The organism is Nonomuraea maheshkhaliensis, from assembly GCF_039529435.1.
In the GTDB taxonomy this organism is placed as follows: domain Bacteria; phylum Actinomycetota; class Actinomycetes; order Streptosporangiales; family Streptosporangiaceae; genus Nonomuraea; species Nonomuraea maheshkhaliensis.
Genome location: NZ_BAAAMU010000075.1, coordinates 15,414 through 28,217, shown reverse-complemented (window position 1 = coordinate 28,217; position 12,804 = coordinate 15,414). Strand labels below are relative to the sequence as shown.

General features: G+C 73.3%; 7 protein-coding genes. 2 read left to right on the top strand and 5 right to left on the bottom strand.

Features of this window, described 5'->3' with window-relative positions:
- Positions 1-20: 20 nt before the first annotated feature.
- Positions 21-638 carry an NUDIX domain-containing protein gene (locus ABFX54_RS37095; protein ID WP_346111408.1) on the bottom strand — a complete coding sequence of 206 codons (618 nt, stop codon included), beginning with the start codon at positions 636-638 and terminating at the stop codon, positions 21-23.
- 293 nt (positions 639-931) lie between these two features.
- Here ABFX54_RS37095 and ABFX54_RS37090 point away from each other — a divergent pair, with 293 nt between their 5' ends.
- Together ABFX54_RS37090 and ABFX54_RS37085 are read left to right on the top strand one after the other, a co-directional pair.
- Positions 932-4,141 carry an ATP-dependent helicase gene (locus ABFX54_RS37090; RefSeq protein WP_346111407.1) on the top strand — a complete coding sequence of 1,070 codons (3,210 nt, stop codon included), beginning with the start codon at positions 932-934 and terminating at the stop codon, positions 4,139-4,141.
- Positions 4,135-7,416 carry an ATP-dependent helicase gene (locus ABFX54_RS37085; RefSeq protein WP_346111406.1) on the top strand — a complete coding sequence of 1,094 codons (3,282 nt, stop codon included), beginning with the start codon at positions 4,135-4,137 and terminating at the stop codon, positions 7,414-7,416. The genes ABFX54_RS37090 and ABFX54_RS37085 overlap by 7 nt, the downstream gene beginning before the upstream one ends.
- On the opposite strand, the gene ABFX54_RS37080 is transcribed toward ABFX54_RS37085, so the two are convergent.
- The 4 genes from ABFX54_RS37080 to ABFX54_RS37065 are packed head-to-tail and all read right to left on the bottom strand — an operon-like array spanning position 7,376 to position 12,740.
- Positions 7,376-8,443: a type III PLP-dependent enzyme domain-containing protein gene (locus ABFX54_RS37080; protein ID WP_346111405.1), complete on the bottom strand. Its 1,068-nt coding sequence runs from the start codon at positions 8,441-8,443 to the stop codon at positions 7,376-7,378. The two genes, ABFX54_RS37085 and ABFX54_RS37080, sit on opposite strands and share 41 nt — an antisense overlap.
- Complete coding sequence (locus ABFX54_RS37075; RefSeq protein WP_346111404.1) at positions 8,440-10,116, bottom strand: IucA/IucC family protein; 1,677 nt, start codon at positions 10,114-10,116, stop codon at positions 8,440-8,442. Before ABFX54_RS37075 ends, ABFX54_RS37080 begins: the two co-directional genes overlap by 4 nt.
- On the bottom strand, positions 10,117-11,610 hold the full coding sequence (locus ABFX54_RS37070) for an IucA/IucC family protein (RefSeq protein WP_346111403.1): 1,494 nt from the start codon (positions 11,608-11,610) through the stop codon (positions 10,117-10,119).
- The gene (locus ABFX54_RS37065; protein WP_346111402.1) at positions 11,607-12,740 is read right to left on the bottom strand and encodes a siderophore biosynthesis protein; all 1,134 of its coding nucleotides are present in this window, start codon (positions 12,738-12,740) and stop codon (positions 11,607-11,609) included. The genes ABFX54_RS37070 and ABFX54_RS37065 overlap by 4 nt, the downstream gene beginning before the upstream one ends.
- Between the last annotated feature and the right edge of the window lie 64 nt (positions 12,741-12,804).

The window sequence follows — 12,804 nt, the reverse complement described above, 5'->3', positions numbered from 1 at the left end:
GAGGGCGGGGCCTTTGGCGTTCAGAAGAGCTCGGGCAGGTCGTCGGGCAGCACGTATCGCCGGCCAGGGTCGTGGTCCAGGCCGCGGGCCCCGGCCTTCGCGCCGCCGGCCGGCAGGTGCTCGACGAGCACGTAGAGCAGCGCCGAGGTGCTGGTGGCGCAGACGATCTCACCGCTGTCGATCAGCTTGCGGACCCGCGCGAGCGGCACCCACTCCACCCGCTCGGCCTCCCACGGATCAGAAGGGGGCCCGATGTGGGTGGCCGAATCGCCCCGGTAGACGTGGTGCAGGCTGTCGGAGACGCCGTTGCTCGGCTGGAGGCCCATCAGCGGACGCAGCGGCCCAGGACGCCAGCCGGTCTCCTCCTCGAACTCGCGCGCGGCCGCGGCCACCGGCGATTCGCCCTCCTCGACCTGCCCGAGCGGGATCTCCCACGCCCAGCTGTCGGTGATGAAGCGGTGGCGCCAGATGAGCAGCACCCGATCGCGGTCGTCGGTCACCACGGCTCCCGCGGCCGGCGCCGTGCGCAGCAGCCGGTGGTCGAGCCGGCTCCCGTCGGGCAGCTCCACATCCGCCACGCGGACGTCCATCCATGGATCGCGATAGAGCGACTTCTCCGAGTGGACCTGCCAGCGCATGCGCTCGAACCCCCCGCACAAAGGCGAACATTGACTGTACGCTACAGGTCTTCACTCTCCGTGAGAGGGCGCAAATCGCCGGTGCCGCCGTCCCATCGTGACGCTGCGGGCGAACAAACCCACCGGCGTGTCACGAGAAATCCGGCATCTCCCTCGATAACGTAGGCGGATCTCCCAGGGAGACCGGGCAAGTCGGCACGATCTACCCCTGTGGTCTGGTGGAATCTAGTGCTGTGAGTGCTCAGACCTGGCGGTTGGTGCGACGAGGGGGCGGGGGGCCCGCTGCGCCTCCTGTGCTGGATGAGCACCAGCGTGCCGTGGTGGCCCACCAGGGCGGCCCGCTCCTCGTTCTCGCAGGTCCAGGCACCGGCAAGACCACCACGATCGTCGAGAGCGTGGTCGAGCGGATCGAGCGGCGCGGCGTCGACCCCGAGCGCGTGCTCATCCTCACCTTCAGCCGCAAGGCCGCGGAGGAGCTGCGCCGGCGCGTCACCGGCCGCCTGCGCCGCACCACCCGCTCCCCGCTGGCGCTGACCTTCCACTCCTACGCCTACGCGCTGCTGCGCCGCGAGTGCGTGCTGGCGGGCAAGGCGCCGCCGCGCCTGCTCACCGGCCCCGAGCAGCTGCTGGAGATCCGCCGGCTGCTCCACGGCGAGCTGGAGCGGGGCGCGCCCGAATGGCCCGCCTCGCTGCGCGAGGCGCTCAAGACGCGCGGCTTCGCCGAGGAGCTGCGCGACTTCCTGTCCAGGGCCAACGAGCGCGGCCTGGACGCAGAGCGGCTGGTGGCGCTCGGCCGGCTGCACGGGCGCGCCGACTGGGCGGTGGCCGGGCGCTTCGCCGAGCGCTACCAGGACCGCTTCGACCTGGCCCCCGAGGAGACCTACGACTACGCCGAGCTGGTCGGGGCGGCCTCCGCGCTGCTGGCCGACCCGGAGGTGCGCGAGCGCGAGCGGGCCGCGCACGACGTGGTGTTCGTCGACGAATACCAGGACACCGACCCGGCCCAGGAGCTGCTGCTGGCCCACCTCGCCGGCGACGGCCGCGACCTGGTCGCGGTGGGCGACCCCGACCAGTCGATCTACGGGTTCAGAGGCGCCGACGTGCAGGGCATACTCAAGTTCCCCGAGCGGTTCAAGAGCCGCGACGGGCGTGAGGCGCCGGTGCTGGCGCTGCGGGTGTGCCGCAGGAGCGGGGCCGACCTGCTGGAGGCATCACGCCGGGTGGCGGCCAGGCTCCCGGTCGCGCCCGCGCCCGAGCACGACCAGCGCCACGGCCACCGCGACCTGGTGCCGCTGCCCGACGCCGACCCGGGCGACGTGCGGGTGCTGCTGGCCGACAGCGTCAGCCAGGAGGCCGCGATCGTGGCCGACACGCTGCGCCGCGCCCACCTGATCGACGGGGTGCCGTGGCACCGGATGGCGGTGCTGGTCCGCTCGGCCCGCCGGCAGGTGCCGCTGCTGCGGCGGGCGCTGGTCAACGCCGGGGTGCCCACAATGATCGCCGGTGACGAGGTGCCGATCGCGCAGGAGCCCGGCGTGCGGCCGCTGCTCACGATGCTCCGGGTGGCGCTGGATCCGGCCGAGCTCGACGAGGGGGTGGCCGAGGAACTGCTGACGGGGCCGCTCGGCGGCACCGACATGATCGGCGTGCGCCGCCTGCGCCGCGCCCTCAAGATCGCCGAGAACGAGGCCGTACAGGCGACCGAGACGGACGGCGGTGACGAGCCCGACTCCGGCGACGAGGCCGCCGGCAGCGACGACGAGGCCGGTGGTGATGACGAGGCCGAGGTGCCGTCGCGGGCTGGGGCGCGTTCATCGGGTGAGTTGCTCGTGGCCGCCATCAAGGACGTGCGGGAGCTGACCCGGATCGAGCCCCACGTGGCGCTGCCGGCCGAGCGGGTGGCCAAGCTGCTGGCCACCGCCCGCGAGGCCGCCAGGCAGCAGGGCACCGCCGAAGACCTCCTGTGGGCCGTCTGGGACGGCAGCGGCCTGGCCGGGCGGTGGGGCGAGCTGAGCCTGTCGGGCGGCCCCAGGGGCGCCCAGGCCGATCGCGACCTCGACGCCGTCGTGGCGCTGTTCGACCACGCGGCCAAGTTCGTCGACCGCATGCCCATGGCCGGCCCCGAGGTGTTCATCGACGACCTGGCCGCCCAGGAGATCCCCGGCGACACGCTGGCCGACCGCGCCCCCGACGGCGACGCCGTGCGCGTGCTGACCGCCCACCGCTCCAAGGGCCTGGAGTGGGACGTCGTGGTGGTGGCGGGCGTGCAGGAGGGCGTCTGGCCCGACCTGCGCCTGCGCGGCTCGATGCTGGGCGTCGAAGACCTGGTGGAGGTGGTCGAGGGCGCCAAGCCCAACGCCGCCTCGCTGGCCTCCAAGCTGCTGGCCGAGGAGCGCAGGCTGTTCTACGTGGCCGCCACCAGGGCCAGGCGCAGGCTCGTGGTCACCGCCGTGGGCGGGGAAGACACCGACGAGCGGCCGTCCAGGTTCCTGTCGGAGCTGATGCCGGGCGCGGTCGAGTCGGCCACGGTCGACGACCGGGCCCGCTGGCTCACCATGTCCGCGCTGGTGGCCGACCTGCGCAGCGCGGTGACCGACCCCACCAAGCCGGCCAGGGTGCGTCGGCGGGCGGCCCGGCAACTGGCCCGCCTGGCCGCCGCCGGGGTCCAGGGCGCCCACCCCAACGACTGGTACGCCCTGACCCCCATCTCCGACGACCGCCCGCTGAGCTGGCCCGGCGACATCGTGAACATCTCACCGTCGGCGGTCGAGAGCTTCACCAAGTGCGGCCTGCGCTGGCTCCTGGAGACGGCGGTGGGGGCGGCCGGCACGAGCACCGCGCAGGGCCTGGGCAACATCATCCACGCCCTGGCCGTGCTGGCGGCCACCGACCTGCCCAGCGAAGACCTGCTGGGCGACCGCCTCGACCAGATCTGGAACGAGCTCGACTTCGGCGGCGTCTGGTACAACCGCAAGCAGCGCCAGGTGGCCGAGCAGATGATCGGCAAGTTCCTGCGCTGGCACAAGGAGAATCCGCGCGAGCTGGTGGCCCTGGAGGAGGCGTTCACGGCGATGGTGTCGGAGGGCGTGCAGATCAAGGGCCGCGTCGACCGCGTCGAGCGCGACTCGGAGAACCGGGCGGTGATCATCGACCTCAAGACGGGCGGCTCCAAGCCCAAGACGGGCGACCTCGACCGGCACCCGCAGCTCGGCGTCTACCAGCTTGCCGCGCTGCTGGGCGCGTTCGCCAGGCACGGCATGACCGAGCCCGGCGGGGCGGCGCTGCTCCAGCTCGGCAAGGCGGCGGGTAAGAACGACGCCCTGGAGCAGAAACAGGGCGCGCTGGCCGACGACAAGGATCCAGGCTGGGCCAGAGACCTGGTCGACACGGTGGCGATCGGCATGTCGGGGCCGTTCTTCCAGGCGAAGGTCAACGACGGCTGCCGCACGTGCGCGGCCAGGGCCAGCTGCCCGGTCAACGACAACGGGGGCCAGGTGTGCTGACCCCGGCCGAACTCGCCGGCAAGCTCGGCATCCTGCCCCCCACCCCCGAGCAGGCGGAGGTCATCGAGGCCCCCCTGGAGCCGATGGTCGTCATGGCCGGCGCCGGCTCGGGCAAGAGCGAGACCATGGCGGGGCGCGTGGTCTGGCTGGTCGCCAACGGCCTGGTCAAACCGGAAAACGTGCTGGGCCTGACGTTCACCCGCAAGGCTGCGGCCGAGCTGGCCACCCGGGTCAGAGAGCGGCTCAACGGCCTGGCGGAGGCCGGCCTGGTCGAGCCCGGCTCGCTCGACACCGAGCCGACCGTGTCCACCTACCACGCCTACGCCGCCCGCCTGGTCACCGACCACGCGCTGCGCGAGGGGCTGGAGCCGACGATGCGGCTGGTCACGCCGGCCGTGTCGTGGCAGCTCGCCTCGCGGGTGGTGGCGATGTACGACGGCCCGATGGACAGGATCGAGCTGGGCCCGCCGTCGGTCACGGCCGCCCTGCTGGAGCTGGCCGGCGAGCTGTCGGAGCACCTGCGCTCGCCCGCCGACGTGCGCCGGGTGGGAGAGTGGCTGCGCGAGCGGCTCGACCTGCTCCCCGGCCGCACCACGCTCGCGCAGCGCAAGCCGGTCAGCGTCCAGGCGGCCAGGGAGCAACTGCTGCCGCTGGTGCAGGCGTACGAGCGGCTCAAGCGCGGGCGTGAGGTCATCGACTACGGCGACCAGATGTCGCTGGCCGCGAGGATCGCGGCCGGTCACAAGGAGGTCGGCGAGATCGAACGATCCCGCTACTCCGTGGTCCTGCTCGACGAATACCAGGACACCAGCCACGCCCAGCTCGTCCTGCTGCGCTCGCTCTACGGCGGCGGCCATCCGGTCACCGCCGTCGGAGACCCGTGCCAGTCCATCTACGGCTGGCGCGGCGCCTCGGCCGGCAACCTGCGCCGCTTCCCGCAGGACTTCCGCACCGCCTCGGGCGACCGGGCCCCCGTCCGCCAGCTCAGCGTCAGCTTCCGCAACGGCGACCGCGTCCTCGACGTCGCCGCCCGGGTCCAGCTCCCGCTGCGGATGGAGGCGAGAGAGGTGCCGGTCCTCATCCCGGGCCCCAACCGGGTCGACCGGGGCCGCGTCACCTGCGCCTTCCACGAGACGGCCGAAGACGAGGCCAGGTGGATCGCCGACGGCATCGCCAAGATCCTCGGCCAGGAGGTCGCGCCCGACGGGCTGCCGTGGGGGGAGAAGGAGCGCAAGAAGACCCTCGCCGTCCAGCCGCAGGACGTCGCGATCCTGGCCAGGAAGCGCTCGCAGTTCCCCGCGCTGCGCAGGGCGCTCGAAGATCGCGACATCCCGGTCGAGGTGGTGGGCCTGGGCGGCCTGCTGACCGTGCCCGAGGTCAACGACATCGTGGCCACGCTGCGCGTCCTCTACGACCCCACGGCCGGCGACGCGCTGGCCCGGCTGCTGGCCGGGCCCCGCTGGCGGATCGGCCCCGCCGACCTGCGGGTGCTGGGCGAGCACGCCAGAGAGCTGGCCCGCGAGCTGAGCGACAGCCACCGCGAGAGCGACCCGCTCGACCAGGTGGTGGCCGACCTGGCCGAAGAGCGCGGCAGCCTGGTCGACGCGCTCGACGAGCTGCCCGACAGGGAGGCGTGGCTGGAGTCGTTCTCGCCGCTGGCCCGCACCAGGCTGGTGGCGCTCGCCCACGAGCTGCGTCAGTTGCGCGCGCACACCGCGCAGCCGCTGCCCGACCTGATCACGGAGGTCGAGCGCAGGCTGGGCCTCGACATCGAGGTGGCCGCGCGCAGCGGCGTGGTGGGGGCGTTCGCGGCACGGGCCGACCTCGACGCGTTCCTCGACGCGGCCTCCAGGTTCGCCGGCGACTCCGAGGACCCGACGCTGGGCGCCTTCCTGGCCTACTTGCAGGCGGCGGAGAGCGAGGAGTTCGGGCTGGAGGCGGGCCGGGTCGGCGAGAGCAACAGCGTCAAGCTGATGACCGTGCACGCCTCGAAGGGCCTGGAGTGGCCGATCGTGGTGGTGCCCGGCCTGTCACAGCTGGTCAGCTCGAAGGGGACGATCGCGACCGGCAGCATGTTCCCCGCCACCCCGGTGATGAACAGCCGCTGGACGGAAAACCCGCGCAAGCTCCCCTACGGCCTGCGCGGCGACGCCGCCGACCTGCCCCGGCTGAGCGGGCTGAGCAAGGAGGAGCTGGCGGCGTTCGACGAGCACTGCCGCGAGCGCGACCTGATGGAGGAGCGCAGGCTCGCCTACGTCGCCGTGACCCGAGCCCACTACCACCTGATCGCCTCCGGCTACCGCTGGGGCACCGCGACCAAGCCCCTCGCGCCCTCCGACTTCCTGCTGGAGATCCGCGACACCGCCGACCGGGTCTCCACCTGGGCCGACGACCTGGCCGACGGCGCCACCAACCCGCTGCTGGCCGAGCCGGCCGAGGCGGTCTGGCCGGTCACGCCCGAGGGGCTGCGCTACGAGTCCGTGCTCGACGGCGCCCACCTGGTCGAGGACGCCCTGGCCGGCACGCTGGGCGACGACGATGACGACGAGCCGCTCAAGACGTACGAGGAAGAGCGGCTGCGTGCCTGGGACCGCGACACCGACCTGCTGCTGCGTGAGCGCGAGCTGCACCGGCGCCGGCCTGCCACCACGGTCGAGCTGCCGGCCAAGCTGACCGTGTCGTCACTGGTGACGCTGGCGGCCGATCCGCGCGAGCTGGCCCGCAGGATCCGCCGGCCCGTCCCGGTCAAGCCGGCGCCGCTGGCCCGGCGCGGCACCTCGTTCCACAAGTGGCTGGAGACGCGGTGGGAGCAGCAGCGGCTCATCGACGACCTGGAGCTCTACGACGAGGAGCTCGAAGAGGCCGATGTGCGGCTGGCGGAGCTGCAGGAGCGGTTCGAGGAGAGCGAGTGGGCCGACCGGCGGCCGATCGACCTTGAGGTGCCGTTCGAGACGATGATCGCCGACCGGCTGGTGCGCGGGCGGATGGACGCCGTCTTCGAGCGGCCGGGCGGCGGTTACGAGGTCGTCGACTGGAAGACCGGGCAGCCGCCGCGGGGCAAGGCGGCCAAGGCCGCCACCGTGCAGCTGGCGGCCTACCGGCTGGCCTGGGCGCACCTCGCGGACGTGCCGCTGGAGGAGGTGGGGGCGGCCTTCCACTACGTGCGCGCCAACCGCACCGTGCGGCCGGTCGACCTGCTCGACGCCGACGGGCTGGTCGCGCTGATCGAGCGGGTCAAGCTCGTAGATGATGGAAAGCGGGCTTCGGGTGCATGAGGAAGTCGTGGTGGGAGATGTTCCAGGCGTAGGCCCCGGCCATCTCGAAGACCACTGTGTCGCCGACGGCGAGTGAGGTCACGATATTTCCGGCGAAGACGTCTTTCGGGGTGCAGAGCTGGCCGACGAGCGTGACCGGCCCGTCCACGGTCCGGCCCTTGCCCGTGGGAAGGACCGTGAACGGCTGGTCATGGCCCTTGGTGGCCGGCGTGCGCAGGTGGTGGGTGCCGCCCAGCAGCACCGCGTACGCCCGGCCGCGCACCCGCTTCACGTCCACGACCTTCGTCACGTAGTAGCCGCAGTAGGCGGTCAGCGCCCGGCCCGGCTCGATCCGCAGCCGCCTGCCCCGCCCCAGCTCCGCCAGCCCGGCCCCGTACGTCTCCCAGTCGAACCTGGTCTCGGGGCTCTCGTACGACACCGCCATCCCGCCGCCCAGGTTGACCTCCTCGTACGGGTTGTCCAGCAACGCCCGCGCCAGCCCGAGCAGCCGATCGGCCTCCAGCCCGCTGGCCAGGTGCGTGTGCAGGCCGCGCAGCCGCACGCGGTCGCCGAACAGCGGCAGGCACTCCGCCACCCCGTCCTCGTCCATCCCGAACGGCCCGCTCATCGTCAGCGCCGCGCCCTCGACCGGCAGGTCGGGGTTCAGCCGGAGCAGCACGTCGGCCTCGACGCCCGCGGCGAGCAGGCGGCGCAGCTCGTTCGGGGACTCCACGTGCAGCCGGTGGTGCGGCAGGCGCAGCTCGGCGTCGGTCTTGCCGGGCCCGCCCAGCGTCACCGGCACCCCCGGCAGCAGGCCGGTGACGTGCGCGTGCTCGCCGGCCGACGACACCTCGAACCCGTCCACGTGCCGGGCCAGGACCCGCAGCAGCTCGGGGTCGGGGTTGGCCTTGACGGCGTAGTACAGCTCCGTGGGGCCCAGCGCGTGCCGTACGGACGCGACGTGCTCGTCCAGCGCGGGCAGGTCATAGAGGTAGGCCGGGACCTGGGGAAGGCGTGTGGCGGCCTCCTGGACGCGCGGGCCGATCATGCGAGCGGGTTCGCGATCGGGGCGTAACCGGCGGCGCGGTCGGCCGCCCTGGCCCAGCGCACGCCCAGGTTCGCCTTGGCGGGCAACGGCGCCCCCGCCAGCAGGTCGGACAGCGGCAGCGGCCGGCCCAGCTCGTCCGCCTGGCGGGCGAGCACGTCGCGGGCGATCCGCCACAGCTCGCGCAGCAGCTCGTCGTCGGTCCCGGCGACCGTGGCGGCGATCTCGGTGAGATGGTTCACGAGCAGGCAGTAGACCACGCGCGCCCAGCCGCGCCCGGCGTCGTAGGTCAGCGCGCCGGCCACTTCGGGGGGCAGCCCCGACAGGTCGTGGCGGCCCGCGACGAGCTTGGTGCCCTCCAGGTCGCGGAAGACGGCCTGCACCGGGGTGCCGGAGGCGTCCAGCCCGACCAGGACGTTCTGCAGGTGGGGTTCCAGCACTACGCCGTGCGTGAAGTACAGCTCCAGCACCGGCGGCGCCACCACCGTCACGTACGCCCGCCACCACGCGAGCGGATCCGTCACCGGGGCGGTCATGGCGAGGGCGGCGGCCAGGACCGGGGTCACGCCGGGGGAGCAGACCGCCCAGGGGCCGCGCCGGACGATCACGCCGAGCCCTTCGCGCAGCCGGACGCCGAGGCCGGCCGAGCGGTAGCCGGGTTCGGGCAGCCAGCGGGTGCCCGGATGCCGGGCGGCCGTCAGGTCGAAGAGGGGCGCCAGGCGCCGGGTCAGCTCGACCGCGCCGGCCAGCTCGTACCAGGCGTTCTTGCGTACGCAGTTGGTGATCCGGACGTCCAGGGAGAACTTCAGGCAGACCTCCGCGTCCGGGGCGTACACCGTGCGTACGGACGAGGTCGGGGTCACCACCGGGCCAGGGCCGAGGTCGATCAGTTCCGGCCCGAAGGCCGGTCGCAGCAGGTCGAGCTGCCACGGGTGCGCGGGCAGCACGCGGTAGCCGTCGGGGGCCCGGCCCATCGCGTCCAGCGCGGCGGGGTCGCCGCCCTCGTCCAGGACGTCCTCCCGGACGCCGAGCAGCCTGAGGGGGAATTCGGCGTGGGTCTCGGGCGCGTATCGCAGCCAGTCGCCGCCGCCTCGCGCTTTGGGGCTGGGGTGGAACGGGTGCCCGTACACCAGCGCCTGCTCCGAGGCCAGCCACGGATCGGCGGGCGGCTCCGCCTTCGCCCTGGTTTCCAGGATCGCGGCCACGGCCCGCCTGCTGGCCACCACCTGCCCGGCGAACTCGCCATTCTGTCCGTGCGCCGCGACACCTCCCTCGACGGCGTGCCCGCGCAGCTCGGTCTCAACGAGGCGGACCAGTTCGTCGCTCGTCAGCGGCCGCCACGCGCCGGATTCCAGCCGCTCGGGCCGGCCCTCGAAGCGCAGCGCCGCGCCGCCGGAGGTGCGGGCCCGCAGCAGCGTCCCCGCCACCCGCAACAGCAGGTACGGCGGCGCCGGCCACACCAGGCCGCGCGGCCCGGCCACCTCCCGCACACAGCACCGCAGCAGAGTCGCCAGCGTCGCCTCCTCAGCAAGGCGGGAAGGCGCCTCGGCCCGGCCCGCCTCGGCCCGGCGGGAAAGCGCGTCGGAAGGTGCGCCGGCCAGGTCGAAGGGCGCGTCGGTCAGGCCGGAGGGCGCTTCGACGGCTTCGACGGCGTCGACGGCCAGTCCTCGCAGCATTCAAGCTCTCCTCAGATAGTTGGGCCCGCTGGTGCCGTAGAACTTGTTGACGTCACGGGCGCCTGAGCGCTCCTTCGACACGAGGGTCCCAGCGGTGATCATGGACTTGCCGGTGAGCCTGACCGCGTCGAGCGTCCGGCCGCGCAGGATCTTGGCCATGGGGTCGTCGCCGTACTCGTCCAGGGCCTCGGCCAGCGTCTCCCTGACCAGGGCGGCCGCGCGGGCGTGCGGCAGGGCGCCGAACGTCACGGCGGCGGCGGCCAGGTGCAGCGTGATGGTGACGAAGACGTCCGCGAGGGCGTGGGGGTCGTCGTTCAGCAGGCGTTCGTCGGCGAAATCGGGCACCTCGACCCCGGCGGCCCGCAGCCGCGACGGTGAGGCGAGCAGGCCGTCGTTGTCCTTGACCAGCAGGCGCATGCGTTCGCCCTGGAAGAGCAGGGCCAGGTTCTGCTGGTGGGCTTCGAGGGCGACGCCGTACCGGACGAAGAGCCGCACGTTCCAGCGCAGCAGCAGCCGCAGGTAGCCGGGCAGCACGTCGCCCAGCTCGGCGAGCACCCCGGGGGCGTTCAGCGCGGCGACCGGCACGATCGTGCCCTCGGGCAGCCGCCTGACCATCCAGGCCAGGTACTCGTGGCCGGCGTGCGCCCAGGTCTGCTCGTCGGCCAGGACGACGTCGGGATCGGCCAGCCGGCGCAGCAGCGTCTCGGCCGTGGCGCCGTCGGCCAGCGTGCCCGGCTTGATCGAGCGCCGGTTCCGCACGCCGAGGGTGCTGATGGGCAGGGGCAGCTTGAGGTGCAGGCGCGGGCTCAGCTCGACGGTGCGCATGGACAGCGTGGGCCGTACGGTGACGGCCGCCCCGTCCAGCACCCGTACGCCATCGATCTTGCGCACCTCCGCGACGGACAGCGGGTGCACGGGGAAGAGCACCTCGCCGGCGCCGACCTCCCACTCCCCGTCCGGCGTGACGTCGGCGGGCAGGCGCGCGGCGGAGCCCGGGGCGAGCGCCCGGCGCGGGACCGCCGCCCACCGCAGCTCGAACGAGGGCCCGAACTCCGGCGCGTACGCGGGCAGCTCGCCCGGAGCCATCCCCACCCGCGCGCGCGAGGTCGGATAGACCGGATGGTCCACGAACGCGGCCAGCGTCTCGTACGAGGGCCCGGAGCGCAGCACGGAGGCCGCGACCCCGTCATGCAGTTCGAGCGCGGCCAGGGCCGCCAGACATTCGTCGAAGAAGGCGGCCACCCCCTCCGCGTCCGCCGGGTCGGCGACCTCCGCCAGCGTCTCCAGCACCTGTTCGAGCCCCAGCCGCTCCTCAGGCGCGAGCACGAAGTCCTGGAACAGCACCCCGGGCGTCAGCCGCGCCCACCGCCCGTCGGCCAGCGTCAGCCCGACGCCGTCCCTGGTCCTGGTGATGCGGGCGGCCAGCCGCCCGTAGTCCTCGCGCAGCAGGGCGTTCAGCACGCGGGCGGCCAGGTGGGCCTCCCTGGAGCTCATTCGACCACCCACGGCCGGGTGGCCCGGTAGTCCTCGATGGCCGCGTCCACCAGCTCGCGGGAGGGGCCGACGCCGCGGACGACGCCCAGGTAGTCGCGGTTCGTCCTGGTCAGCGTGACGATGTCGCCCACCTCGCGCAGCGGCCGGTGCCACAGCCGTACGTCGCCGCTGGTCACGCTCTCGTGCCCCGGCGCCTCCTTGACGACCCCCTCGCGGTCCGCGACAAGACTGACGGCACTCCCGAAATCGCTCCCGTTCGTGAAGGAAGGGACGCGCTCCCCGAGGTGCACCCGCAGGATCCACTCGAACAAGGGCACCCCGAGCACGTCCGCCATCAGGAAGTCGCAGTGGTCGCCGATCACGCGGTAGTTGACCTCGACGATCCTGGGCCCGGCCGCGGTGAGCACGTACTCGGTGTGACAGGCGCCGAACCCCACGCCGAGCGCCCGCAGCGCGGCGAGCACGTGCGCGTCCGGCTCGGGCGCCCAGTCCAGCCGCTCCTCGACGAAGTACGGCAGTGCCCCCAGGCTCGTCTCGAACCCGCCGAGCACCCGCAGCCCGCTCTCGTCCCCCAGCGTCTCCAGCGTCCGCAGCGGCCCTTCCAGGTACTCCTCCACGACCAGCGCCTCGCCGGGACGCCGCCGTCTGACTTCGGCCACGGCCCGCGCCAGGTCCCGCTCGACCAGCTTGACGTCCTCGCTGGCCACCCCTTCGCGGGGCTTGAGCACCACGGGGTACGGCACGTCGGCGGGCACGGGATCGCCCGGCCCGAGCCGCAGCGAGAACACCCGCTCGATCCCGGCCTCGGCCAGCCTGCGCCGGGTCAGGAACTTGTTCTTGGCCGTCGCGCACGCCCGCCAGTCCTTGCCGGGCAGCCCGAAGTAGGATGCCGCGAGCGCGGTCTCCGTCTGCAGGTGGTCGGAGTTGGAGAAGATCGCGTCCGGCCGGCCGAGCTGCTCGACGGCGTCGATCAGGGCCCGCGGGTCCCGTACGTCACACGCCACCGCGTGCGGATGCCGCTCCGGGCGATCGGTCAGGATGATCACCTCGCAACCGAGCGCCCGCGCCGCGGGCAGGAAGCCGTCCGTCACGGAGTCGGTCGGTTTGAGCGCGGTCAGGTAGAGCCGCAACGGCAAGGCACCCCCGAGGAATCAGGTAAGGCTAACCTAACTCGTCGATCTTAGCCCCGGAGAG